Source organism: Pseudarthrobacter sp. MDT1-56 (assembly GCF_059383555.1).
Window position 1 is genome coordinate 216,138 of record NZ_JBWZCK010000007.1, and the last position, 26,101, is coordinate 242,238.

Sequence of the window (26,101 nt, forward strand, 5' to 3'; positions counted from 1 at the left end):
CCCACCCCGCATTGGAGTTAGGTGCTGATGTCCCGGTTCTTGCGGAAGGCGTTGCGGCGGGCGTGCTCGTGGACACGGCTGAGGGCCTCGATCTGGGACCGGGCGTCGTCCGCGAGAGCGGTGAATGTGGCCTTGTCGAGTCCGAGTTCGGGTGCCAGTTCCTCCAGGGTCTGCCAGCCCCCGAGCTTCCCCAGGACCGCGGCGCGCATCAGCTCGGCCTCCAGCACCATGGTCATCGGAGACCGGCTCACGATGCGCCCGTTGAGCTTGAGCCGGCCGGCGTGCTCGGCGAGCCAGGCGGCAGCCTGGCGGTGCGGGCGCTGCCGCACGCCCAGGTCCTGGATCAGGCCGCGGAGCACGTCACGTTCCCGGGTGATTTCCGCGCTGACCCGGGACAGGTCGGCGGCCACCGGGGTGTCGGCGAAGGCCTCGGCCATGCGCTGGATCCGTGAGACACCGGCGGTGGCGCCGGTCAGGTGGTCCGAGAGGTACAGACCGAGGAGCTTCTCGTCGATTGAGCCGGGGATGTGCGGTGCCATGGATCCTCCAGGTTGCCTTGCCTGCGTTTCGATTGCCCCAAACCCTACCCCACGGCGGCTCTTTCCCCGGGGGTAGTGCCGTTCTCCGGGCTTACAGCTCCTGCCGGTAGACCAGCAGTTTGATGTCGGTGTCCGGCACGACCCAGTCACGCTCGGGGGCCCGCTGGAAGCCGGTCTTCTGGTAGAGCCCGTGGGCGCTTTCCCAGGTCAGGCCGGTGGTCAGGGCGACGGCGTTGATGCCGGGCAGCGACCGGGCATGGTCCAGGATGGCGTGGACCATGGCCTTGCCGGCACCGCTGCGCTGCACGGCCGGGTCCACAACGAGCATCCGGAATTCCAGCTCGTCGAACTCGGCGATGTCCGCGTAGGGTTCGCCGGCGACGGCGAGGGTCACGGAGCCGACGATGTTTCCCGCGCGTTCCGCGACCCAGATGGTGGCCTTCGCATCCCGGCGGGCCACGTCCTGGATCTGCCGCATGTACGGGTGGTCGGCGCTCTCAAAGTAACCCGCAGCCAGGTAGGCGTCCCGGGTGATGCGCGCGATGGCGTCGTAGTCGGCCGGAACTGCGGGGCGGATCAGGATCTGAGGATGCACCTGTCCATGGTACGGGCGGGCGCCCCGGAGGGATCACGGATCGCCGGTTTCCGTGACTGAACTATCACATCGGCGCTGCCCGCCACGGCTGGGCTAGAGCGGGAACTTCCCGGAGAGTTCCAGCGTCCCGGCGCAGGTCCAGGCCGCGAGGCGTTCGTCGTCGGAGGGGCCCCCGGCCAGCGGGCTGGTCAGCCGCGGACGGCGCACCCAGCAGCCGGCCTCCTCGGCGATCAGGGCGCCGGCGGCGAAGTCGTGTTCGTTGAGGCCCCGTTCGCCGTAGGCGTCGTGGGTGCCGTCCGCCACGAGGCAGAGGTCCAGGGCGGCGGAGCCGAGCCGGCGGACGTCGGCGAACCCGTCCATGATCCCGCCCAGCGCGGCCGCCTGTTCGGCCCGGACGTCCGGGTCGTAGCTGAAACCGGTGGCCAGGATCTGCCCGGCGCGGCCTGCTACCGGCCCGGTCAGCTGCGTCAGCCGGCCGCCTTCCTCGAGCCAGGCGCCCTGCCCGCGGAGCGCGTGGTACCTCCGCCCCAGCGCCGGGGCGTTGACCACGCCGGCCAGCCAGACGCCGTCGGGGTCGGCCACGGCCACGGAGGTGCCGTAGTAGACGATGTTGCGGATGAAGTTGGTGGTCCCGTCGAGCGGGTCGATGGACCAGCGGTAGCCGCTGGGCGACGCCGGATGGACGGTGCCGCCTTCCTCTCCGGTGATGATGTCGAACGGCCTCGCCGCGCTGATGACGTCCCGGACGGCGGTTTCCGCGGCGAGGTCGAAGGCGGTCACCCAGTCCCCGGAGTCGCCCTTGTTGCTGACGTCCAGTTCGGCTGCGTTCCGGCCGGCCAAAACCGCGGCCCCGGCCGCTGCGGCCCGCTGCGCGAGTTCCAGCAGCGCGGCCGGCAGGGACCCGGCGGTCAGGTCAACGGCGTCGGCGCTCATTCGGTCACCACTTCCTGGTGGTCTTCTTCGGCATCTTCACGGGCGCCGTCGCCGACGTCGTCCTGGTCCCCGGTGGCCCCGGGTTCCGTGGAACTTCCCGCCGGGCCGTCGGCCAGCAGCGCGCGGAAGCCGTCCTCGTCCAGGACCGGCACGCCGAGCTGTTCGGCCTTGTCCAGCTTGGTGCCCGCGTTTTCGCCGGCGACGACGTAGTCCGTCTTCTTCGAGACTGAGCCGGCTGCCTTGCCGCCGCGGATCAGGATGGCTTCCTTCGCCTCGTCCCGGCTGAAGCCTTCCAAGCTGCCGGTCACCACGATGGTCAGTCCCTCCAGGGTCCGGGGCATGGATTCGTCGCGCTCGTCCTCCATCCGGACGCCGTCGGCCGCCCAGGTGTCGACGATCTCGCGGTGCCAGTCCTCGGTGAACCATTCGGTCAGGGCCGCCGCGATCACGGGCCCGACGCCGTCGACGTGCGCCAGTTCCTCTTCGGAGGCCTGCCGGATGGCGTCCATGCTGCCGAACGCGGTCGCGAGGGCGCGGGAAGCCCGCGGGCCGACATGCCGGATGGACAGCGCCACGAGGACCCGCCAGAGCGGCTGGGTTTTGGCCTTCTCCAGTTCGCGGAACAGCTTCTCCGTGGTGGCCGTGGGCTTGGACGGGGTCTTGGCGGTGCCCTTGCTGAAGAAGTACGGCACCAGCTCGAACTCTCCCGTAGCCACGCCCTTGGACCGCTTTTCCCGCCGGATGCGGACGTCGGCGAGGTCCGCGGGGGTCAGCCGGAACAGGTTCGCCTCGGTGGTCAGCGGCGGGGTTTCCGGCTCGGCCGGCTGCGTCAGGGCGATGGCGGCTTCCCAGCCGAGGGCCTCGATGTCGAAGGCGCCGCGGCCGGCGAGATGGAACACGCGTTCGCGCAGCTGCGCCGGGCAGGAGCGGGAGTTGGGGCAGCGGATGTCCACGTCCCCTTCCTTGGCCGGCGCCAGCGGGGTGCCGCAGGCGGGGCATTCGGTGGGCATCACAAAGTCGCGGACCGGCGGATCCTGCTGCTCGCGCAGGGCCAGGACGGGCCCGACGATTTCCGGGATGACGTCCCCGGCCTTGCGCAGCACCACGATGTCGCCGATCTTGACACCCTTGGCCTTGACGACCTCCTGGTTGTGCAGGGTGGCCATCTCCACGGTGGAGCCGGCCACCTTGACCGGTTCCATCACGCCGTACGGGGTGACGCGGCCGGTACGGCCGACGTTGACCGCGATGTCCAGCAGCTTGGTTTGGACTTCCTCGGGCGGGTACTTGAATGCGACGGCCCAGCGCGGAACCCGGGAGGTGTAGCCGAGCGCACGCTGGGTGGCGAAGTCGTCGACCTTGATGACGATGCCGTCGATTTCGTGGGTGAGGCTGTGGCGCTTGTCGCCGTAGCGGGTGATGAATTCCAGCACGTCCTTGAGCCCGGGGAGGACCTCGAAGTACGGACTGGTGGGCAGCCCCCACTCGGCAAGCTGACGGTAGGTGTCCGACTGGCTGGCCGTGTCGAGTCCCTCGCGGGCGCCGATGCCGTGCACGTACATCCGGAGCGGGCGCTTGGCGGTTTCCGCCGGGTCCTTCTGGCGCACCGAGCCGGCGGCGGCGTTGCGGGGGTTGGCCAGCGGCGCTTTGCCGGCCTCGATCAGGGCCTCGTTGAATTCGGCGAAGGCCTTGGACGGGATGAAGACCTCGCCCCGGACCTCCATTTCGGCCGGGAAGCCCTCGCCGCGCAGCTGCTGTGGGATTTCCTTGATGGTGAGCACGTTGTGGGTGATGTCCTCCCCCGTGGTGCCGTCGCCGCGGGTGGCGGCCCGGATCAGCACGCCGTCGCGGTAGAGCAGGTTCACAGCGAGGCCGTCGATCTTGAGTTCGGTGAGCCAGGCCGGCGTCCCGTTGCCGAGTTTGGTGATGTTCGCTTCCGCTTTGGCGATCCACGCCTCCAGCTCCTCGAGGGAGAAGACGTCCTCCAGGCTGTACATGCGCTGCAGGTGTTCGACGGCGGCGAAGGCGGCGGACACCTCACCGCCCACCTCCTGGGTCGGCGAATCGTTGGCCACAAGTTCCGGGTGCATGGCCTCGATCGTTTCCAGCCGCCGGTAGAGCTCGTCGAACTCGGCGTCCGAAATGATCGGAGCGTCCTCCTGGTAGTACGCGAAGCGGTGCTTGCGGACCTCCTCGACGAGGACCTCGTACTCTTCGCGCACGGCCTCGGAGGGGGTGTGTGTTTCGGCTTCTGCTGCAGTGTTCCCTGTGCTCACAGACCTATCCTGCCCTAGATCGCCGACATTGTCCGGTCAGGCATGTGTGCCCGGGACACCGGTGCGGGGGGCCTTCGCCAGCGTGGCGATGTGCCGGCCGTTCTGGCGCGCAAAGTCGCGGGACCGCTGGCTCGACAGGGCGATAATCAGGAGGATGTCCAGCGACAGTCGCAGAACTCAGAGCCATGGCCGCCAGCCGGGAACGGTTGCCGCCGCGAAGAATGAACCAGGCCAGCATGACCTCGGTGATCCCGAAGGCGGCGAGGACCACAGCGACGGGCGGCAAGAGGGCGTCGGCGTCGATCCCGGCCACCACGGCGGGAATCCCGCCCCAGGATGCCCTGTCACTTGTGGTCCTTCTGAGTGCCGGATAAGGGCCACACCTGATAGGGCAACGGGGTTAGTTCCGGTTTTCGGGAGGCAGTGCGACCTGGAGCTTGCGGACCTTGCCGCGGCCCACGATGTAGCCGCGGCCGGGGATGAAGTCCGTGCTGATCCGGCCCAGTGAGGTGCTGAGCAGGCTGTCGCCGTCGATGTCGCCGGGGTTCAGCAAAAGGCCGCGGCGGCCGGACTTGAACGGCTGCGCGAGGGACCATGCCGAGGACCAGGTGGAGGTCTCGGATTCGCCCACCACCCACTGTTCGGCCTTGATCGAGGCGGTGATGAGCCGTTCGATGCCGGATTCCGCTCCCGTGTCGGTGAAGTCGGTCAGCCCCTCGATGAAGATCGCGAGCTTGCCCGGCGTGCCGGTGGAGTAGTCCACCAGCTCGTCGAGGGCTTCCTCGACGTCATCCGCGCCCACCACGGAGCGGTCCCAGAGCTTCAGGGATGCCGCGGCGGAGCGCCGGGAGCCGATGTACAGCAGTTCGACGCCGGGGTTGGAGCGGCGCAGCGCGTAGGCCAGGGTCACCAGGGCCACGGTGCGGCCGGAGCCGGGCGGGCCGGCCAGCAGCAGCGGGCCCTTGGCCAGGATCTCGGCGGGCTGCAGCGTCTCGTCGTCGACGCCGATCACCGGCAGGTCCGGGCTGCCGGCGGGCAGGATGTCGAGGTCGATCTGGTCCGGCAGGCGCTCGATCTGCGGGGCGCGTTCGACGCCCTGGCGCAGCATGGCCTCGGTGAGTTTGTGCACTTCGCGGGCCTGCACGGCCAGGTTGGAGTTGCCGCCCAGCACCGCGAGCTGCACCTCGAGGTTGCCCAGCAGGCCGCGGCCGGGAGGCGAGGCCTGGCCCAGGACGTCCTTGGGCACATCCATCGACAGGTAGTCGTCCTCGGAGGAGAGGCGGAGCACCAGCCGGCGCTGGATCGAGGCCAGCAGCGACGCCGGCACGGAGTTGGGCCGGTCCCCGCTGACCACGAGGTGGATGCCCAGCGGACGGCCGTCGGTGGCGAGCTGCAGGAAAATGTCCCAGAGCGCGGAGAGCTTGCTGTATTCGTAGGCCTCGCGGAAGGCGGACATACCGTCCACCAGCACGAAGATCCGCTTTTCCTCCGGCCGGTCCGCCAGGGTCCGGTACTCCACGATGGTCGACGCGCGGACTTCCGAATAACGGGCCGCGCGGTCGTCGGCGAGGTCCCGGAGCCAGCGCAGCAGCCGGCCGACGCGTTCGACGTCGTCGCCGCTAATGATCTCGCCGACGTGCGGCAGCTCATCGAGCATCTTGAGCCCCGAGGATCCGCAGTCGATGCCGTAGACGTTCACCGGCCCGCCGCGCGGGGTGACCGCGGCGGCGATCGCGATGCCTCGCAGGGCCGCGGACTTGCCCGAGCCGCCGGTGCCGTGGATGGCCATGTTGCCGTCCCGGTCCGGTTCGTAGAACACCGTGGGCTGGTCCTGGTGCGCCGGGTCGTCCGCCACGCCGAGGAGCAGGCGTTCGTCGGTGCGGGGGTTCGGCAGCCGGGAGAAGTCGTAGGTCGTGGCGAGTTCGTCCAGCCAGGGCTTGCGCGGCGGGTCGATGGAGAGCACGTCGGCGGCCTTGATGATGTTGGCCGTCATCTGGGCGATATCGTTCGGGCCTGCCGCTTCTTCCTTCACGGGGGTCTCGGGCGCCGGGGCGGCCCAGGCAGGGCCGGAGCCGAAGGCCATTTCGACGATCTCGATCTGCGGCCGCTGCGGTTTCTCGGTGGTCCAGCCGCCGGCGTAACCGGTCTGGAAACCCTGGATCCGGCCGGGGCCGGTCTTGGCGGCGCCGCGTCCGGGGATGGAGGGGTCGAAGTAGGCAGCCGTCGGCACGCCGAGGATGTCGATGGCGTCATCCTCGTCGGCCATCCGCAGCGCCACCCGCAGGTTGGTGTTGGCGCGCAGGCTTTCCTTGATCACGCCGGCCGGGCGCTGGGTGGCCAGGATCAGGTGCAGGCCCAGGGAACGGCCGCGGGCGGCGACGTCCACCACGCCGTCGACGAACTCCGGCACCTCGGTGGCGAGGGCGGCGAACTCGTCCACGATGATGATCAGGTAGGGCGGCGCGTCCGGGTCCGCTTCGCGCTGGAGTTCCAGCAGGTCCTTGGCCTTCTTCCGGTTCAGCAGCCGTTCCCGGTAATGCAGCTCGGCCCGCAGCGAGGTCAGGGCCCGGCGTACGAGGTGCGGTGAGAGGTCGGTGACCAAGCCCACGGTGTGCGGCAGGTGCAGGCAGTCCGCGAACGCGGCGCCGCCCTTGTAGTCGACAAAGAGGAAGCTCACCCGGTCCGGGCTGTAGGCCGCGGCCATGCCCATCACCCAGGACTGCAGGAACTCGGACTTGCCGGCGCCGGTGGTGCCGCCGACCAGGGCGTGCGGCCCCTCGTTCTTGAGGTCGAGGTAGAGCGGTTCGATGCCCTTGGAGCCGACCAGGGCCCGGAGCGTGCCGTTGTCCTTGCGGTTGGGCACGGCGGAGGCCCGGACCGAGTTGTTTTCGGTCCAGCGTTCGGCGACGGCCGCCGGGTTGTCCAGGAAGTCCTTGCCGATCAGGGTCGCGTAGGACACGGCCCGGGGCAGGTCGGAGTCGTCCTCCAGCGGTTTGCCGACGTCGACGACCGGTGTGAGCATCCGGGCCAGCTGGGCGGCGAGGCCGGCGTCGAGGCTTTCGCAGCTCACCGGGAAGGTGTGCCGGCCGAGCCGGACCTGGCCGGTGGTGGTGCCGTGGTCGCCGTCGACGGCCATGAAGTCCCGGCAGGCGGCCGGAAGCTGCTGCACCGAGGACGCCACCCACATCACGTGAACGCCGGAGTCCGGGCCGCGCTCAAGGACCCGCGTGAGCCGGCCGCGGTCCACCGGGGCGTCGTCCTCGACGACCACCAGGACGGTGGGCAACAGCGGTTCGGGAAGGTCCGAACCGAGCGGGTCGACGCCGGGCCGCAAGGCCGGGCGCGGGCCCTGGGAGGCGGCCTCCCGCTGGTCGATAAGGTCTTCCAGCCGGGACAGCAGGGCCGAGCCGCCGCCGGGGCCGGCGGCGAGGTGGTCGCCGCTGAGCGGGCTGTGGCCGGAGCCGACGTGCGGGAGCCACTGCAGCCATTCCCAGCGTTCCTTCGACTGCGCCGAGGTGATGGCGGCCAGGACCACCTCCGCGGGCGAGTGCAGGCCGACGAGCTGCAGGACCATCCCGCGGGCCACATCGTCGACGAGGCCGCGGGAGCCGGCGAGGCCGAAGGAACCGGCGGAGCGCAGCTGCGAAACGATCGGCACGCCCTCGATGTCTCGGAACTGCGCCATGCACTCCTGGATTTCGGCCATGTACCCGGCCTCGGTGTCGCTGCTGTTGGGCTCCTCAAACTGGATCCGCGAGGGCGCGGTGCCCAGGCCGAAGCGCAGGCCCAGGAAGCCGGTGTGCTCGGGCCGGTGGGTCCAGAGCAGCGGACCGAGCTTGTAAATCGAGTCGACCGTGTCGCTGACCGAGGGGGCTTCCTGCAGCCGGACCGAGCGTTCCACGTTCTGCAGCCTGGTGATGTCCGTCCGGAAGGCGGCCATGGACTCGCGGAACTGCTTGAGCTGTTCCTTGCGCTCCCGCTTGGCCTGCAGCTTCTGGTCCACGTAATGGCCCACGATGAACAGCGGCATCATCAGCATAAAGACAACAGAGAGCACGTTCTGCGTGACGGCGAACAGGATACCGCCCATCATCAGCGGCGCGAGCAGCATGATGTACGGGAAGGCGTGGTGCTCCTGGCGCTTGGGCCCGGCCGGGAGCATCCGTTTCTGCAGCTCGAAACGCGGCACCACCCGCGGCGAACGGTTGAAGTCGATCAGCGGCGAGCTCGGGGCGGAACTGTGGCCGGTGCCGAGCGAGACCACGGAGACAGTGGTGTCGCCCAGGGCCACAGTGTCCGAGGAGTTCAGCGTGGCGCGGGTGACCGGCAGCCCGTCCATCAGCAACCCGTTGGCCGAATTCGTGTCCACGATCTCGACGGTCTCGCCGACCGTGATGCGGGCATGCCGCTTGGAGGTGAGCGGGTCCGTGAGCCGGATGTCGACGTCGCGGTCCCGGCCGATGTAGCTGGTGCCCGACGGCAGCGAGAATTCGCGGCCGACGTCGGGCCCGGACAGCACGCGCAGCGTCGCCGCTGCCGGTCCCCGGTTCGCGCCGGGCGTCGCGAACTGCTCACTGAGCTGGGTCAGCGAGACGATGGAGCCCGGCCGGAGCCCCGATTCGAGCAGGTTGTCCTTGCGGTCCAGAATGCTGCCCTTCATGCCTCCGGCGGCGAAGGCCTCCTCGATGCTGAGCGAAAGGTTCGACGGCGGCGGGGTCCCCCGCCGTGCCGGATCGGCCACCCAGAGCTGCGTGGCGATGTCCGCCACGGTGGCGAGCCCGTCAACGGTGACGGCGAGGTCTTTGGCGTCGGCCGGGTCGCGGCACAGCGTCAGTCGGATTCTCACGATTCGTCGGCTCCAGTCGTCACGTCAGTTTTCCGCGGTTCAGCGGACTGCTTTACGGCGTTGTGCCTTACGGTGTTGTGCCCTTCGGTGTTGTGCTTTTCAAGCAGGTGCAGGTCCGCGGGGGTCACGAGGTGTGAGGTGACGGCGTGTTCCACCAGCCGCGCGCGGCGGTTGGTGGCGAGTTTCCCGCCGCCGCCGCGCAGGCCGGCGACCCCCACCTTGTCGAGCTTGTCGCACACGTTGTCCAGCTTTCTGTTAAACCGGGTCAGGGCCCAGCCCAGGGTTTTGGCGGCGTCAGCCGAGGACGGGATGGCACTGAAGCCGGTCCCTTCGCGGCGCAGCATGGGCTCGGCGAGGGCCACGATCAGGGCCTTCTGCGAGTCGGTGAAGAGCACCGGGCCGATCGTGGTGTCACCGCCGCTGTCCTCGTCGCGGGATTCCTGCCGGAACGCGGGGGTCCGCAGGTGCACAGCGAACTCGTACGTGGTGGGGCCCGCGGTGAAGATGACGTTGGTGTGGCTGAAGACCAGCGGAATCCGGGCGCCCGGCGATAGCCACGCCTGCATTCCGCCGGAGGCATCGGCGATCGTCGCCGAGAGCATACTGCCGACGTTGCTCAGCCACCAGATGCCGTCGTAGCGGGCGATCTGCAGGAACTGCCGGTGCAGGTACGGGTTGTCGTCCACCTCAAGGTCGCCTTCGCGGCCGATGCTGAAGATGTCCTGGTCCGAGGGTTCATGCCACTCGCCGCAGAAATCTATTGCCAGATCCCCCATAATCCGTGCCTTCCTGGAAAGTCGTTGGTGATGCTAGTTCGGGACGCAGGCGATGGAATCCGGGCCCAGCGGCGAGGAGGCCCCGTCGCTGCGGACGATCATGACCTGGATGCAGCTGGGTTCGGCCGGGTTCGCCGCGATTTCAGCGGCGGGCCCGGCGGACGACTGGTACTCTCCGCCGCCTTTGAGCGTGTGGACCCGCCATTTGTAGCTGTCTCCGGGTTTTGGCTGCGGGTTGGTCCAGGTGAAGCTCACTTTCCCGGCCGGACCGGCCACCCCGGCCAGCCCGGTGACGTCCGGCACGGAGCCGTTGTCCAGGGCGTCCGCGGGCGGTTTGCTGACCAGGTCGGTGGCCTTCGGCGCCGGCTCGGGCCGGGTGGTGCCGGCCACGATCCCGAGGGCGACGGCGGCCACCAGGACCGTGCCGCCGATAATGGAGAGCAGCAGCTTGCGGCGGCCGTGGCCGGCGGGCTGCTCCCCCCCGTCCGCGTCCGCGTCGCGTGCGGGCGCCGCCGCGCTGGAACGGTTGACCGTGGCCGCGAGGTCGTCGTCGGGGGCCGGAGTCGGGCCGGCGGGAGTCCGGGCGTTGCGGGGCGCAACGGTGCCGGGCACAGCGAAGCCGGGCAGTGCCGGGCGCGGGACTGTTGCGTTGTTGAAGGCCCTGGCGTTGTTGAAGGTGGTGGCGTTGTCGACCGTGGAACTGGTGTCCGCGCCGGGGAACCTGGCCGGGAAGGTGGAGGCGTTGCCGGTGGCGTCCGGGTCGATCGCGGCGACGCTGCGGACTCGGGTCTCCTCGAAGCCGTCGTCGGGGTGGTTTTCCTCGGCGCGCGGCTCCTCCAGGACCTCGAACGGCGTCACGGAGAGGTTCAGTTCGGCCTGGATCCGCTGCAGGGCCAGGGCGAAGGCGTGCGCCGAGGAGTAGCGGGAGGAGGCGGACTTGGCCATCGCCGTCGAGAGCGCCAGTTCCAGGGATTCCGGCACGTCGGCGCGGCCCAGAATAGGCACCGGCAGGTTGGTGATGCGCGAGATCAGCTCACGCTGGGAGTTGTCCGCTCCCGGCAGCACAAACGGGGAACGCCCGGCCAGCAGGGTGTAGAGGGTGGCGCCGAGCGCCCAGACGTCCACCAGGACGCCGTCGACCTGGTGGCCGGTGAACTGTTCCGGCGGGGACCAAGGGATGGACATGCCCGCGTCCTCGTCCGTGTCCCCGGCCAGGGTGCCGGAGATGCCGAAGTCGGTCAGGGCGGGGCGGTTGTAGTCCGTGACCAGGATGTTGGCGGGCTTGATGTCGCGGTGCGCGATGCCGGCCCGGTGGGCGGTCTCGACGGCGGACGCCACCTGGATGCCGACGGCGAGGACCTCGTCGACGCTGAAACGCTGCCGCCGGTAGCGGACGTCCAGGCTGGGCCGCGAGCAGTACTCCATGGCGAGGTAGGAATGCCCGGTGTCGGTGATCTCGGCTTCGAAGATCGTCACGATGTACGGGTGCGAGGACAGCTGCGCCATCAGGTTTGCTTCGGATTCGAAGCGGCGGCGGGCGCCCTCGGCCAGGTGGTTGGAGAGCAGCACCTTGACAGCAACCTTGCGGCGCGGCCGGTCCTGTTCGTAGAGATAGACGTCGGAGAAGCCGCCGGAACCGAGCAGGCTGATGTAGGTGAAGCCCGGAATGACTGGCGGCGGGGCTACGGGCCGTTTTGAACTCACGGGATCTCCTCAAAGCGCAGAGAGATGCCGTCGCCAACCTCGGCAATGTCGCCGTCAAGCAGGATCGCCATCTCACCCTGGGCCAGCCGGCGCGGGGAGTGGCCCTCGCGCACCAGCACGGTGCCGTTGGTGGCCTTGAGGTCGCACAGCATGACGTGCCAGCCTTCGAGCCGGACCTCCACATGCGAGCGGGAAATGTCGCCGCTGGGGCTCGCCACCTGGACCAGTTTGGGCATGACGGCGCCCTGGACGCGCGACACCGAGGGCTGGCGCCCCACGATGAGCGACTGGTCGAGGTCGATCAGCTCACCGGTGGACAGGCGCACCCGGCCCAGGCGCGGGCGCCGGACCTGGACGCCGTCGCCGGGCAGCGGCTGGCCGCAGCGGCCGCACTGTGAGTACGTGGAGGGGTTGGCGTGGCCCTGCGGGCAGACGCGGGCCAGCACCATGGGTCCGGTGGCCGGCTCGGTATCCGGTCCTGCGGACGGGCGCGGCGCGCTGGGCGGCCGCGGGCTGGCCCCGGCCAGGTCGCTCTTCATGATCGTCTGGCCGTCGTGGTCGGCGTCCGGTGCGGGCTGGCGGGCAGGCAGTTGCAGGACAGGCGGCTGCGGGGCAGACGGCGGCAGCGGCGCCGGTGAGGGCGCCACCGCGGACGCCAGGGACGCCAGGGACGCCTGGGACGTCTGTGACCGTCGGTCGCCGCCGGTCCGCCAGGGGACGGAATCGATCAGCCCGGTGGGCAGCGGCGGGGGTGGCGGCGCGGGCAGTTCCGGCGCGGGCGCGGCTTCGGTTTCAGCGGCCTCCGGTGCGCCGGCCGGCGCCGGTTCAGGTTCTACGCCGGCGGCCTCGGGGCCGGAGGAGTCCGGGGCAGACGCGACGGCGGGTTCGGCGTCGGGGTCCTCGCGGACAGCGGCGTCTTCAATGTTCCGCATCACCGTCTGTTCCCAAAGGTGGTCATAGCTGCCGGTCGGCTCCTGTTCAGCCGGTTCCGGTGACCCGTCGGGCTGCTGCGCGGACGGCACGGCGTCAAGACCCGCCGCCGCGGATTCGGCCTCTGGTTCCGGTTCTGATTCCGGTTCTGGTTCCGGTTCCGGTGCGTCGTGCAGGGTGCCGTCGAGCTCGAAGTCCTCACCGGCGAACTCCAGCACGGTCTCCGCGGAGGCACCGTGCTCGCTCAGTTCGGCCGCAATGTCGGCTTCGGCTGCCGCCAGGACTTCGTCCTCCACCGCTGCCTCCTCCGCCGCTTCCTCATGAGCCGCAGCCCCGGTGTCCGCCGCAGCGAGCCCGGGTGCAACGGCCGCCGTGGCCGCCGCTGCAGGGACCGCCACAACGGCAGACGGCGCGGCAGCACCGGTGAAGTCCACCCGCAGGCCCCGGAGCAGGACAACCCCGTCAGCCAACGGAAGGTCCGACGCGGTGCCGGAGGAGCCCGCGGCGTCCGCACCGGGCACGGTCAGGCTGAATCCGTCAGCCGCAGCCAAGCGCCGCTCCGTCCAGGTGGTGACCTCGCGGCCGCTCAGGTCCACCGGGCCGGACGGCAGGTCCACGGTGAGGTCGATCTCGCCGCGCAGGAACACCTGGATGGGGCCGCGGCTGGCCACGATCGCGAACCACGGCAGCCGGGAGAGCGAACCGCCCGAGGCCGAAGACACGGCGTCGAGCACCTCGTGCGCCTCGGGCCCGGTGGCGAGCAGTTCCCACAGCGAGTTCACCAGCGCCGGCGCGCTGTCCGGGCGCAGCAGCACCACAGTTCCGGAGCGCACCACACCTAGCCAGCTGCCGGGCGTGTAGCGAGCGGCAGCGGCGGGGTTACTGCTTGCCATCATTCGGGTCCTTGCCCTGTCCTTCGAGGACCTGTCCCTCAGAGACCGGTCCGCCGGCGGCCGGTTCCCCGTCGGGAGCCAGGTCCAGTGCATCGGTCCGCGGCAGGGTGTCCTCGTCCTCCGCTGCGGCGGCGCTGCGCGGCGAGGTCCGGGCGGCGCCGTCGTCGTTATTTACATTGGTGGCGTCCACCACGATGCAGGTGACATTGTCCCGGCCGCCGCTGCGCAGGGCCGCCTGGATGAGTTCGTCCACGGCCGCCTGCGGGTCCGCCTGGGAACGCAGGATATTGGAGATGTGCTCGTCGTCGAGTTCACCGTTGAGCCCGTCGGAGCAGACCAGGACCCGGTCCCCCTCCTCGATGGGCAGCAGCCAGTAGTCGGCCTCGATCTCGTCCCCGGTGCCCAGCGCGCGGGTGACGACGTGCCGGCGCGGGTGCACGGCGGCCTGCGCCATGCTGATTTGTCCGGCGTCCACGAGTTCCTGGACCTCGGAGTGGTCGACGCTGACCTGCTTGAGCTTGCCCTGGCTGAGCCGGTAGGTCCGGGAGTCGCCGATGTTGAGGACCAGCCAGTACGGGACCCCCATCTGCTCCACCACCACAACGCCGGAGAGTGTGGTCCCGGCGCGCGAGCCGGTGGCCTCGCGGATGCTTTCGTCGGCCATCAGCAGGTGTTCCTGCACGACGCCGGCGGTGGCGTCCCGCTCGCCGCTCGCCAGCTGCGGGATCCGGGCGAGCGTGCGGACGCAGATGCCGCTGGCGATCTCGCCGGCCTCGTGCCCGCCCATGCCGTCCGCGACGGCGAAGACGGGATCGGAGGCAATAAAGGAGTCCTCGTTCATTTCGCGGCGCAGGCCGCGGTCGGTGCCGTAGCCGGCGTTCAGCCGGAGGCCCGGGGGGCTGCCCAGGGCCGGCACGGGGGCGGTGTCGGAATTGGCTGGGGTGGGAACGTCGGCCGGCTGGGGAATCATGCCTGTCCTAGGTAGAAGGAGCGGTCACCGAAGTGCACGGTGGACCCGGGGCGGACGTGGGTGGGCTCCCCCGCCGCGAGGGCGGTGCGGATACCGTCCGGGGTGGTGACGGAGCTGCCGTTGGTGGAGTCCCGGTCCGTGACCCAGATTCCCCCGTTTCCGGCCAGCAAATACAGGTGGGTCTTGGAAATAGAACGGCCGGGATCGGCAACCGGGATGAGCTGCGCGGCGTCCTCGCCGGGTTGTCCGGCAGGGTTCCGGCCGACCAGCACGGTGCGGTCCAGTTCGATGTCGCGGCCGTCGTCCAGCCGGATCCGGAGCATCGCCACGGTGACCGGGGCGTGAGTGTCGCCGCGGACCTGGGTGCGGTCGTGGTCATCGTCGGGGTGCTGGGCCGGCTGGAAAGCCACATCCGGGGAGGGGGACGTCCGGGCTGGCTGCGCGAACGAGGCCACTTGGGCGGGCTGCGGCGCCACCGGCGGTTGCCACTGATTAGGATCGAGCACCGCCGGAGCCTGCGTGGCAACCGGGGCAACCGGGGCAACCGGGGCAACCGGGGCAACCGGGGACGCCGGAGGGGCGGCAGGAGCGGCAGGAGCGGCGGCTGCGGCTGCGGCCGCGGCACCCGCCAGCGGCGAAACGACCTGCTGCACCGGCGGGAGGTCCAGCGGCGCGAAGCTGTACGGGCCCTGGATGCCGCCGGTGGTGATCGGATTGCGTCCGGCTTTGACGTCGAACACGAGGGTCTTGGCGGCCGTATCGTGCCAGCCGCGGAGCTGGCCGTTGCGGTCCCAGGCGCTGGAGAGCACCACGAGGACAGCCCAGGCAGCGCCCAGGAACAGGAGGGGGCCCAGCACCAGCAGGGCCACGCCGAACCACTGGAAGATCACAACCGCGGCGGCGGCGACCACGGCTAGCAGCACGCCGGCGCCCGTGATGAGGCAGCGGAGGAACACCGCTCCCCCGCCCGGGGCGTAACCGTCAGCATCGGTGCTGCGGATGCCCATCAGCCGGTTGCCCGGGGTCGCGCCGGAGCGGGCTTCAAGCGTGGCCACGACCGCGGTGTAGATCAGGGTGAGGCCTGCGCCGATGCCGCCGAACAGCACCAGGGACGAAGTGTCATAGACGATGAAGCCCCCGCTTTGGCTCCTGGTGACACCGGCGAAACCGATCGCCCCCAGGATTGCCAGGATGGTGACCGGCGGCAGCCAGTCCAGCACGGCGGCCCCCAGCCGCTTTCCGGCAGCGGCCGGCACCAGGTCAAGCTTGCTTGGCATCGATGGTCCTCCCCCTGGTCCGCGGCCCGTGGCTGGGCCCCGCGATACGGGGATACTACCGGGGTTCAGGCCGGTGTGCCCGGCGGCCGGGCTCCCGGCGACCGCGCCGCCGGGACCCTGCGGGTGGATCTCCTGCGGGCCCCCGGCCGCGGGAAGCTCCCGCACGTTGCGGATGTTCCGGGCGGAACGGTTGCTCAGCGGCGTCCCGCAGGAGGTGCAGAAAGCGGCCCCCTGGCGGAGCGGCTGCTGGCAGCGCGGGCAGCGCTCGGCGTCGTCGGTCATGGCTTGTGGCGGTTCTTCCTGACGGTCTGGCTGGCGTCGGCCGGGGTGTCGGCAGCAGCATCAAGGTGGGCTGCCGCCGCCGGACCGGACTCCACTGTACCTGCCGGCTTTTCCGGGCCTGCGGGCGCCGCGCGCTTCCGGCCGGACCGGTCGGGCTTGAAGCCACGGAGCGTGAGCGCGGCCCTGCCGTCGGCCAGCAGGGAGCGCGGCGAGAACCGGGCCCGCTGCCGTCCCCAGAAGCCGAGGGTTCCGGTCATTTCCTTCAGCGAGCCGTCCACGATCTCCCAGTACTGCCTCACCTGGTCCTCGCTCGGCTGGCCGGCGCCGAAGATCGCGGCGTCGGCGCGGTTGGCGAGCAGCGTGGTGGTTCCGCCGGCGGCCGGGAACGCACCGGCGAGCACGACGGCGGATTCCCGCCGGGTGGCGCGGGTGTCCACGCCGGCGCCGAGGTCCGTCGCGAGGCTGACGACCTCGTTCCAGCCGCCGCCGACGCGCTGCGCCGGCGGGCCGTCGCTGAACCGGGCCTTCCGGCGCCGGGACTTGAGCAGGGCGATCAGCAGCAGCGGCAGCGCCAGGATCGCGATTGGGATGAGCGCCAGGCCGATCGCCGTGAGCAGGGGTCCCCAGAAGAGCCAGGGGTTGTTCTTCTTCTCGTCGGCGTCGAGCGCATCCGGTGAGGAGTCGGGCGGAAGGTCCGCGGGCTCCTGCGGCGGCGGCGGCGGTTGGAGGACCTGCGGCTTGGGCTTGGATTTGTTCTCCGGGTCCGGAGGGATCGGCACATTGTCCTTCGGCGGGGTGGGATCGAAGGGCACCCAGCCCACCCGGTCGAAGGCGACTTCGACCCAGGCGTGGACATCCTTGCCGGTGATGTTGACTTCGCCGGCGCCGTTTTCCGGGCTTTTGGGGTCCGGGTAGAACCCCATCACCACGCGGGAGGGGATGCCGAGGTGGCGCAGCATAAGGGACATCGAGACGGCGTACTGCTCGTCGTCGCCGAGCATCTGCTTGGCGGTGAGCAGGCTCCGGACGCGGTTGGCGCTGTGGCCCGAGACGCTGGGCAGCTGGCCGTCGGCGATCAGGCCGTTGCTGAAGGCGCCCTTCTTCTGGAAGTGCGCCTCGATCTGGCGCACCCGGTCAATGGCGGTGGGGGCATCGGCGGCGAGGTCGTTCGCCTGGGATCCGACGACGGGCGGCACCTCGGCGGGGTCCGGGAGGGACAATCTGGCGAAGTCGTACTGCGTCAGCTGCCCGTGTTCCAGGGTGGCGGGATCGGCCACCTGGACGCGGTAGGCATCGCCCTTCGCCAGCCCCCTGGTGGTCACGGCCGTGTCCGTGCCGGCGTTGAAGTAGAGGCCGGACGCAGCCCCGGAGCCGTCGCGGGCAAAGCTGATCCCGGTGGTCTTGCGGCCGCCGGGCAGGAAGTAGCCCTGGTAGTCCTCGATGGTGATGTCCAGGGTGTAGTTGTTGCTCGGCACGATCCCGGTGGTGTCGGCCAGGGTGTTGAGGGATTTTGCGTCGCCCACCTTGCTGAAGCTGCCGGAGCCGTTCGGGTCCATGTTGTAGTTGGTGCCGTTGAAAGAGTCGAGCGCGGCGAGCCGCACCCGGGCATCCTTGGGCAGGCCCTTGACGACGAAGAGGTTGTCGTCTTTTTTGTCCTTGACGAAGTTGCGGAAGCTCGCCAGCGGAGTCACGTAGTCCTTGGGATCGAACGGCGGGACGATCGTGTTGCGCAGCACGCGGCGGTCGTCACTGGCGGTGACCAGCGGGGACGCGACGGCGGTGACCGCCACGGCGACGGCGATCACTGCGGCGGCGGTGCCGAGCCGGCGGAGCGTGGCCGCGCGGGCGGTGGCCTCCTCCGCCTCCAGCCGGTTGACGGAGACCTTGCGGGTGTCGCTGCGGCGCAGCGCGTCGCGGCGGAAGGCGGCCCAGGCGATCGCGACCACGGTGAGTGAGATGCCGCGTTCCACCGTGAGGAAGCCTGCGTTGGTGCTGAAGGCGATGCCGGTGACGAACAGCACCAGCACCGGCAGCAGCGGCCAGTAGGGGCTTTTGAGCCGCCAGGTCAGCATCCCGGCCGCCAGTGCGGTGAGGAGCGAGCTCAGGAACGGCACAATCAGGGTGCCGCCGGCGGTGCCGACCGGCACGCCAACGGTGAGCATGTCCTTCCAGGCGAACACGACACCGAGCAGCAGGGTGCGCAGCGAATCAAGGGTGGGGAGCACGCCGGCGAAAGAGGCCTCGGGGACTGCCAGGGCGGTGCCGAAGACGAGGTACACCCCAAGCGTGAGGGCTGCGGTGATCAGGAGCCCCAGCCGGAAGTGCACCGCGGCTGCCGCCAGGGCCAGGCCCAGCAGGATGCCGCCGAAGCCGGCGATCAGGTAGTAGGGATCGCCGCCGAAGCTGAGGCTGAAGCCGAGCACGCCCAGGCCGAGCAGCACGGTGAGGGCGCCCGCGTCGAGGCCCAGGTGCCAGAGCGGCTGGCCGAAGGCAAAGCCGGAACGTTTCGCGGCTGCCGTGTGGTTGCGGGAGCGGAGCGGGGTTGCGGTGCTCATGCTGCCGCCTTCCTCAGCACGATGGCCAGGTCCGAGAGGTCGCCGAGGGTCAGCACCGTCAGGTCCCCGATGGTGGCCCGGGCCGGCGCGGCGCCGGACTGGAGCCGGACAGCGAGGGTGCGCACGCCCACGGGCACCGCGGCCGAGGCGGAGCGCAGCTGGGTGGCGGTGACGTTGCTGCCAACGATCAGGAACACCACGGAGGCGTTGGGGACGGTGTCCGCAAGGCTCCGGGCCAGGTCGACGGCGGTCTTGCGCTGGGGTGCGCCGACGATCCGTGTCATGTCATCGAGCATGTTGCGGCCGGTTTCGCAACGCAGCGGGCCCTTCTGGGTAAGCACATCGAGGTCGCGCTGTTCGCGGATGGCCTGCCGTCCGATCGAGGCGGCGGCGGAGATGGCCAGCTCGAACTCCTCTTCGGAGGCGTATTCGTCCGTGTTGATGGACAGCGAAATGGCGAGGTGCGCCCGGCGGGTTTCCTCGAACTGGCGGACCATAAGCTTGTTGGTGCGGGCCGTCGTCTTCCAGTGGATGTGCCTCCGGTCATCGCCCGGCACGTAGTCGCGCAGCGCGTGGAAGGACACGTCGGCGCTGGACAGGTCCGTGGTGGGCATGCCCTCGAGGTCGCGGATGAATCCGGCGGCCGAGCCGGCCAGCGCCGTGGTTTTCGGGTGCACGAACAGGTCCTCGGCTTCGGTCCAGAGCACCTGGCGGCGCAGCAGGTGCAGCGGGTCGGCGCGGACGGAGCGGACCGGGCCCACCACAATCACGGCGCGGCGCGCGGTGGGGATGGTGAACAGGTCCTCGTGGACCTGCTGGGGTTTCATCCGGGGCAGGTGGAACACGGCGGTGGCGGCCCCGACCGGGAGTTCCAGGTCCGCGGGCAGCAGGGGCCGGGCGGAGGTGTTGGAGACCGCGATGCTGCCGACGGCGCCGTCCCCCACCGCCACCCGCGTCCGGGCCAGGTCCAGCACGACGCCGTAGGAGGAACGGCCCAGGATGAAGCCGACTGCGAGCACGAACAGGACGAACGCGGCGATCGCTGCCGCTTTGGCTTCCTGCCAGCCGAACGCCTGGCCAACGGTCCAGAGCAGGATCGATGCCGCCAGCACGAACCAGCCCAGGACGCTCACCACGGACAGGACAGGCCACACATAGCGCAGCCACAGCGCGCGGACGGCGCGCCAGGCCGGGGCGAGGGCCAGGCCTGCGGTGCTTCCGGCCTCGGTCCAGAGGGAGCCGGGATGCAGCCGGGTGGGCCTGCCGTCCCGGTGGAAGGGCCGTTGCAGGCGTTCAGCAAGCCGGCTCAGCGGAGTGCTGGAGGACATATGGGTGCCTCTGTTCGTGCTGGGTTTCTGGTTTAGACGGTGCGCTTAGACAAGGGAAGCGCGCTGCTGGGGTGCGGCGACCTCGGCCAGCACGCGCTTCAGCACGGCCTCTGCGGTGGCGCCGGAGAATTCGGCTTCCGGGTCCATCACGAAGCGGTGGGTCCAGACGACGGCGGCGAGGTCCTTGACGTCGTCGGGGAGCACGAAGTTGCGGCCCTGGCTGGCGGCCCAGACCTTCGAGGCCCGGACCATGGCGAGGGCGCCACGGACGGAGACGCCCAGCCGGGTCTCCGGTGCGTTGCGGGTCTCCTCGCAGAGGCGGGAGATGTATTCCAGCACGGCGGTGTCCACATGCGTGGTCGCGGCAAGGTCCGCCATGTCCGCGATCGCCTGGGTGGTGATGACCGCGGTGATGTCCTTGGAGCGGTCCTTGAGGTTGGAGCCGCCGAGCAGCTGCACCGTGGAGGCATGGTCCGGGTAGCCGATGGAGGTCTTCATCAGGAAGCGGTCCAGCTGGGCCTCGGGCAGCCGGTAGGTGCCGGCCTGCTCGATCGGGTTCTGGGTCGCCATCACCATAAACGGGCGGCCGGCCTCGTACGTGGTTCCGTCCACGGTGACGCGGGATTCCTCCATGACCTCCAGCAGTGCCGACTGGGTCTTGGGCGAGGCACGGTTGATCTCGTCGGCCAGGACGATGTTGTTGAAGATGGGCCCCTTGTGGAACTCGAACTTCTGCGTCTTCTGGTCGTAGATGGTCACACCGGTCACGTCCGAGGGCAGCAGGTCCGGGGTGAACTGGATGCGGTTGTTGGAGCCCTGGACGGTCGCGGCAAGGGCACGCGCCAGCGAGGTTTTGCCGGTGCCCGGGGCGTCCTCGAAGAGGACATGCCCCTCGGCGAGCATCGCGGTGAAGGTCAGGCGGATGACGTGGGACTTGCCCAGAACGGCCTGGCCCACGTTGGCGACGAGCGTCTCGAAGGTGCCGGCAAACCATTCGGCCTGTTCGGTGGTCATGGTCATGGGGTGATCCTCTTCTGTTCTGGATGAAAAAGCGGGGCAAGTTTAGGCGTTGGATCCGGGTTGGGTGTCATCGGCGGGGCATGCCGGCCGGAGGCGTTGAACCCAGGTTCGTGGTGTTCCCGCGGACGAAGTTCCCCGCGACCGCGCCGGTGGTCACGTGGTACCAGACACCGCTCGGGTTCTTGTCGGTCTGGTACCAGACCACGTAGTAGTCCGTCTTCGCGGGGGAGCCGGGGTTCATCCACTTGCCGGCACCCACACAGTCGCCGCCCTGGAAGCTGTCGGTGTTCTTACTGGGTTCCGTGCAGCTGCGCACCGGGGTGGCCTCAACGCTCCAGGTCGTCGGGACCGGCGGCGGTGGTTCCGACCCGCTGCGCGAGGTGTCCTGGCCGATCCGGCCGGGCTGGCCGCCGCTGATGGCACGGACTTCCAGCTTGTGCGTCTCGCTGAAGCCCACGCTCTTGGAGAAGGACCGCTGCTGAGTGTCCTGCCAGCCTCCGGCGCCATCGAGCCGGTACTGGTAACCGGTCACGGGGCGCCCGTTGCCGTTCGCCGCGTTCCAGGTCCACGACACCGTTTTGTCCCCGACGCCGCTGCTCTTGGATCCGGTGACGGCCGGCGCGAAGGCGAGTCCGTAGGGGTTCACCGAATTCGAGGCGGGGCTGGCGTCGCCGGTGCTGGAGCTCCGCGAGGAGACGGCCCAGACCACCACGGCGGTGGCGGTCCCGTTGGGGGCGGCCACCACCCCGCCGCCGGCCGGGATGTTGCCGCTGCCGGTGCCGGAGGTGAGCTTGTACTTGTAGGTGATTTCAGCGGCGCTGGAGCCGTTGCGCTGCTCGGCGGTGAGCGGGGTGAAACGGACGTCGATCCTGCCGCCGTCGCCGCCGGTGTCCATGAGGGTCGCGGACGGCTGGCCCACCATCGCCGGTTTGCCCACGGCGCGTACGGCGGCGGACTGGGCGCTTGTTCCGGACGTTCCGGCCTTGTTCGTGGCGGACACGGTGAAGGTGTAGCCCGCTTCCGAGTTGTCCACCGTGACGTTCTGCGTGGTGCCGGACACCCGCTGGGTCGCCACGGCGGCGCCGCCCCGCAGGGTGGTGAGCGTGTAACTGGAGATGGCGTCGCCGTTGTTGTTCGGGGCCGTCCAGTTCACCTTGAGCTGGCTCTGGTTGCCCACCGAGCCCGCCGCCGTCGCATTCGGTGCCGCCGGGGTGACGGGCACCCCGGCAGGGGTTTCCGCCGCCGAGTAGGCGCTCCATTCGGAGGGCTCCTTGGCGCCATTGCGGGCCAGGACGCGCACCTTGTAGGCCACGCCGTTCTTGAGGCCCTTCCAGACGTAGCTCACTGAGCTGAGGTTCTGGATCTGGGCGTTCTGCCCGGCCGGGGCCGGGGATATTTCCAGGTCGTAGGACTTGACCGGTGAGCCCTTGGACGCCGGGGCCACCCACGTGACCGTAAGCTGCGTGTCGCCGAACTTCACGGCGGGCGCGGCCGGGGTGTCCGGTTTGACGTCCGGGCGTACCTCGGCCGAGGCCGGGGACCGCTCGGATTCGCCCAGGGCGTTGGTGGCCGTGACCTGGAAGTGGTACTTGGAGTTGTTGGTCAGGCCCGTCAGGGTGCAGGAGTTGGCCGGACAGTCCTGGCGGTAGCCGCCTTCACCGTAGACCGTGTACTTGGTGATGGCGGATCCGCGGTCAGCCGGGGCGGTCCAGTTGAGCAGGGCGGTGCCGTCCCCCACGCTCGCGGCCTGGGGTGTGGTCGGCGCCAGCGGCTTGTCCTTGACGGTCAGCCAGATCCGGGCTGTCGCGTAGCGGGATTCTTCCCCGGTCTTGTCCGCCACGGTATAGGCCACGATCATGGTTCCCGAGAACCCGTCGGCCGGTGTCACGGTTACGGTATCCCCGGTGGCGGCGGCGGAGCCCTGGCCGGTCTCGGTCACGGTGGACACGATCTTCAGCGCCGTTTCCGGGAACGGATTGGCGTCGTTGTCCAGCACCCGCACGGTGACGGGTTTGCCGGCCGCGGCATTGGCTTCGACATCGTCGTTGGCCACGGGCTTGGGCCGGTTGGAGGCAGTGACGGTCAGCTGGTAGGTCGCGGTGGCTTCGAGCCCGCGGGGGTCCGTGGCCTTGACCTGGACCGCGCCGCTGGCTCCGGCGACCGCGCTGTCCTTGGCAGAGGCCCTCAGGGACTTGCCATCGATGCCGGCGTCGAACCCTGCCGGAACACCGCCCACCAGTTCGTACTTCATCCGGTCCGCGTCGCCGTCGTCCGGGTCGGTCGTCAGTTTGGCCAGGTCGGTCGTGGTGGAGTCCGCCTTGGGCACCTCCACCTGGCTGCCCAGCAGCACCGGCGGGTTGTTTCGGTTGGGGTCAGGGAGCACCTTGGTGCGGATGCTGAGCGTGGACTTCAGCCCGGCGGCGTCGTCCGGGCCGGAGCCGTCGGTGACTTCGAAGCTGAGTGAGCCGGGGCCCACGTAGTCCTGGCCGGCAGTGTATGCCAGGGCGGTGCCGTTGCCGGCCACGGGGTCTGAACCGTCGGCGCCGATCAGTTTGATCCGGTCGGTCTGGGTCAGGCGCGGCGAGCGTCCGTCGCGGACCTTGACCCATTCCTTGAGGTCCACGCTGACGGACTGTCCGGCGACGACTTCAATGACCTCATCCTTGGCCAGGGTGGGGACCTGCTGGCCTAAACCGGGGACCCAGATGATGGCGGTGGATTTCTGGCCGTCGAGGTCCTCCACCGTGTAGGGGATGAGCTGCGGCTGCTCGGTCAGTTCCACGATCATGGTGCCCTCGGCGCCGGGCCGGGCGGTCTCGGCGTCGGTGGCGATCTTGAGGTTCTCGCCGACGCCGTCTGGGTCCTCGTCGTTCTTGAGGACGGGGACGTCGACAGCGGTCTTGCCGAGCGTCTGGGCGGAGGTCACCCGGTCGTCCCGGGCGATCGGGGCCTGCAGCGGCACGTCATTCTGCACCTTGACGGCGATGGCGGCCTGCGCGGTGGCGCCGCGGTCGTCCGCCATGGAGTAGCGCACGTTGGCGGTGCCTTCCTCGCCCGGGGCCAGGAGGATGATGCGGGAAGACTGCTTGCTGACGGTGGCCTGCAGTTCCGGAGCGGCCTCGATGCCGTCGCTGATGATCCGGATCGGGTCGCCGTCGGGGTCGGTGTCGTTGCCGGTGGCGTCCACGGCGATCTGCCGTCCGGGGCGGACCTTGACCTCGTCGTCGACCGGCGTGGGCTTCTGGTTGGTGTCCCCGCGCGGGGCGATGCCCACGGTCACGGTGCCGATGTTGACGGCACCTTGCCGGTCCACCACCTTGTAACGGAAGGTGTCCGTGCCGGCGCCGTCTCCGGCTGCCGTGAAGTCGACGAAGTTGCTGCCCACCGTGGCGGTGCCCATCGCCGGGGTGCTGTCGATTCCGGTCAGCTGGACGGAGTCGCCGTCGGGGTCGATCCCGTCGAGCTCCACCGGAATCCGCACGGACCCGGCCGCCACGACACGGGCGGTGAGGTTCCTGGGCTGGGGCCGGGAGTTTTCCGCGCCCTCCAGCGGCAGGATGTGGATGGTGACGGCCGCGGCGCTCTTCTGGCCCTGCGGGTCCACGGCGTTGTAGATCGCGCGGACGGACTTGGGCTCCGCGCCGGCGATGAAGCGGAGGGTGTTTTCGGAGACGAAGCTCTTCCCGTCCGTTTCGGGGACGGGCTGGGGCAGGACTGCATCCACGCTGAGCTTCTCGCCCTGGGGGTGGGTGTCGTTGGCCAGCACCGGGATGGTGACGACGTCGTTGACGCGCACGTTCACCTCGTCCGGCTTGGGCTGCGGGGCCTCGACCACGGCGGGGGCCGGGACGGGAACCACGGAGACACTGCCGGTGGCCGACTTGGTGCCGTTGGACATGGTGTAGCGGAAGGTGAACGGGTCTTTGGTGCCGACGACGTCGGTGATCCGCAGGACGCTGTGGTCGATCACGCTGACCGAGGCGGTCGCGTTCTCGGGCAGCTGGACGGATTGCAGCACCAGCACGCCGCCGGACGGGTCCGAGTCGTTGGCCAGAGGATCCAGGAGGACACTGCCGCCGACGGGCAGCAGGGCGACGTCGTGTACGGCCACCGGGTTGCCGGCGTCCTGGCCGGATTCGACGTCCACCCGGATCAGGCCCTGGCTGCTTTGCGGGCCGTTGCTGGCGATATAGCTCAGGTAGATGGGGCCGGGGGTGACGCTGCGGAACGTGAAGGTTCCGCCGTCGGTCACGGGACCAAGTTCGGCGGTGCCGGCGGCCTCGACCTGGGCGAGGCGCAGCGCGCCGCCGTTGGGGTCGACGTCGTTCTTGAGCGGGGCGATCACGAGGTCCTGGCCGACCACGGCGGTGACGTGGTCGGCGTTGACCACTGGCGGCAGGGCGCCGGGAGGCTGGACGTTCACAACGACCTTGCCGGTGCTGGTGGCCCGGCCGTCCCAGACGGTCACGGTGACGGACTTCTTGCCGGGAGCGGCGCCGGAGTCCTGGTAGGTGAGCAGGCCGTCGCGGCGGACCTTGACCTGGTCCTGCTCATTGTCCGCCTTGGCGTCCATCAGCACGAGGTCGTCGCCGTCGGGATCGGTCCAGTCGGTGAGGATGTTCTGGCTGACCGTTTTGCCCTGCTCCACCAGCATGGTGGTGGGCTCGCCGCGCTTGAACAGGGGTGGTTTGTTCTCGTCCGGGCCGACGACGTTCAGCGTGACGCTTCCGGCGGCGGACAGGCCGCGGCCATCCGCGGCGTTGTAGCCAAACGTTTCGGTGCCGGGCTTCGCGTCGGCCGGGACGGTGATCTGGAAGGCGGTGCCGCCGTAGATGTTCTCCAGGCTGCCGGACGCCGGGCCGTTGTCGCCCGCGGAGGCGGTGAGGACATCGCCGTCGGGGTCCGAGTCGTTGTCCAGCACGGAGAGGATGGTGGTGCGGCCCGGGCGGACGCCGACGGCGTCAGGCCTGGTTTCCGGGGGCCGGTTGGGTTTGGTGCGGTCCGGCAGGACGTTGACGGTGTTGTTGTCCGCCGACTCCTCGTCCTGGTCATCGGACTGGTTCTTGGGCGGGATGACGTCGTCCCAGTTGTTGACGAGCTGCATGTTCTGGTTGACCAGCCAGACATTGCCCGAATTCACATCATTGAGGACCACCAGGTCCCGGTTCACCCGGAAC

General features: G+C 69.8%; 14 protein-coding genes. All 14 read right to left on the reverse strand.

Translation table 11 applies throughout. The features are described 5' to 3' along the window. Window positions 1-17: 17 nt before the first annotated feature. Window positions 18-539, reverse strand: a complete 522-nt coding sequence (locus tag AC50YC_RS12100) for a hypothetical protein (protein ID WP_494953749.1) — start codon at window positions 537-539, stop codon at window positions 18-20. A 91-nt stretch (window positions 540-630) separates the two neighbouring features. Continuing rightward, window positions 631-1,134, reverse strand: coding sequence for a GNAT family N-acetyltransferase (locus AC50YC_RS12105; protein WP_494953750.1), 504 nt, complete (start codon window positions 1,132-1,134; stop codon window positions 631-633). Between the two features lie 93 nt (window positions 1,135-1,227). Next, window positions 1,228-2,067, reverse strand: coding sequence for an inositol monophosphatase family protein (locus AC50YC_RS12110; RefSeq protein WP_494953751.1), 840 nt, complete (start codon window positions 2,065-2,067; stop codon window positions 1,228-1,230). After that, a complete protein-coding gene (gene ligA / locus AC50YC_RS12115) occupies window positions 2,064-4,343 on the reverse strand; it encodes an NAD-dependent DNA ligase LigA (protein WP_494953752.1) in 2,280 nt (759 codons plus the stop codon). Before ligA ends, AC50YC_RS12110 begins: the two co-directional genes overlap by 4 nt. A gap of 400 nt (window positions 4,344-4,743) precedes the next feature. Further along, on the reverse strand, window positions 4,744-9,189 hold the full coding sequence (locus tag AC50YC_RS12120) for a type VII secretion EssC family protein (protein ID WP_494953753.1): 4,446 nt from the start codon (window positions 9,187-9,189) through the stop codon (window positions 4,744-4,746). After that, window positions 9,186-9,965, reverse strand: coding sequence for a hypothetical protein (locus AC50YC_RS12125; protein ID WP_494953754.1), 780 nt, complete (start codon window positions 9,963-9,965; stop codon window positions 9,186-9,188). The genes AC50YC_RS12120 and AC50YC_RS12125 overlap by 4 nt, the downstream gene beginning before the upstream one ends. 33 nt (window positions 9,966-9,998) lie before the next feature. Next, entirely contained in the window at window positions 9,999-11,669 is a 1,671-nt protein-coding gene (locus tag AC50YC_RS12130) for a serine/threonine-protein kinase (protein ID WP_494953755.1), read from the reverse strand. Next, on the reverse strand, window positions 11,666-13,495 hold the full coding sequence (locus AC50YC_RS12135) for an FHA domain-containing protein (protein ID WP_494953756.1): 1,830 nt from the start codon (window positions 13,493-13,495) through the stop codon (window positions 11,666-11,668). Before AC50YC_RS12135 ends, AC50YC_RS12130 begins: the two co-directional genes overlap by 4 nt. Then, window positions 13,479-14,462, reverse strand: coding sequence for a PP2C family protein-serine/threonine phosphatase (locus AC50YC_RS12140; RefSeq protein ID WP_494953757.1), 984 nt, complete (start codon window positions 14,460-14,462; stop codon window positions 13,479-13,481). The genes AC50YC_RS12135 and AC50YC_RS12140 overlap by 17 nt, the downstream gene beginning before the upstream one ends. Next, window positions 14,459-16,021: an RDD family protein gene (locus AC50YC_RS12145; protein WP_494953758.1), complete on the reverse strand. Its 1,563-nt coding sequence runs from the start codon at window positions 16,019-16,021 to the stop codon at window positions 14,459-14,461. Before AC50YC_RS12145 ends, AC50YC_RS12140 begins: the two co-directional genes overlap by 4 nt. Then, a complete protein-coding gene (locus tag AC50YC_RS12150; protein ID WP_494953759.1) occupies window positions 16,018-18,576 on the reverse strand; it encodes a transglutaminase-like domain-containing protein in 2,559 nt (852 codons plus the stop codon). The genes AC50YC_RS12145 and AC50YC_RS12150 overlap by 4 nt, the downstream gene beginning before the upstream one ends. Continuing rightward, window positions 18,573-19,904, reverse strand: a complete 1,332-nt coding sequence (locus AC50YC_RS12155; RefSeq protein WP_494953760.1) for a DUF58 domain-containing protein — start codon at window positions 19,902-19,904, stop codon at window positions 18,573-18,575. The genes AC50YC_RS12150 and AC50YC_RS12155 overlap by 4 nt, the downstream gene beginning before the upstream one ends. 45 nt (window positions 19,905-19,949) lie before the next feature. Continuing rightward, the gene (locus AC50YC_RS12160; RefSeq protein WP_494953761.1) at window positions 19,950-20,924 is read right to left on the reverse strand and encodes an AAA family ATPase; all 975 of its coding nucleotides are present in this window, start codon (window positions 20,922-20,924) and stop codon (window positions 19,950-19,952) included. Window positions 20,925-20,991: 67 nt separating this feature from the next. Further along, a partial coding sequence (locus AC50YC_RS12165; RefSeq protein ID WP_494953762.1) for an Ig-like domain-containing protein occupies window positions 20,992-26,101 on the reverse strand: 5,110 nt, incomplete at its 5' end.

Coding starts and splice junctions, on each gene's coding strand:
- AC50YC_RS12150 (WP_494953759.1), bottom strand. CDS start 18,576: ATGAGCACCGCAACCCCGCTCCGCTCCCGCAACCACACGGCAGCCGCG.
- AC50YC_RS12110 (WP_494953751.1), bottom strand. CDS start 2,067: ATGAGCGCCGACGCCGTTGACCTGACCGCCGGGTCCCTGCCGGCCGCG.
- AC50YC_RS12135 (WP_494953756.1), bottom strand. CDS start 13,495: ATGATGGCAAGCAGTAACCCCGCCGCTGCCGCTCGCTACACGCCCGGC.
- AC50YC_RS12125 (WP_494953754.1), bottom strand. CDS start 9,965: ATGGGGGATCTGGCAATAGATTTCTGCGGCGAGTGGCATGAACCCTCG.
- AC50YC_RS12145 (WP_494953758.1), bottom strand. CDS start 16,021: ATGACCGACGACGCCGAGCGCTGCCCGCGCTGCCAGCAGCCGCTCCGC.
- AC50YC_RS12160 (WP_494953761.1), bottom strand. CDS start 20,924: ATGACCATGACCACCGAACAGGCCGAATGGTTTGCCGGCACCTTCGAG.
- AC50YC_RS12100 (WP_494953749.1), bottom strand. CDS start 539: ATGGCACCGCACATCCCCGGCTCAATCGACGAGAAGCTCCTCGGTCTG.
- AC50YC_RS12155 (WP_494953760.1), bottom strand. CDS start 19,904: ATGTCCTCCAGCACTCCGCTGAGCCGGCTTGCTGAACGCCTGCAACGG.
- AC50YC_RS12140 (WP_494953757.1), bottom strand. CDS start 14,462: ATGATTCCCCAGCCGGCCGACGTTCCCACCCCAGCCAATTCCGACACC.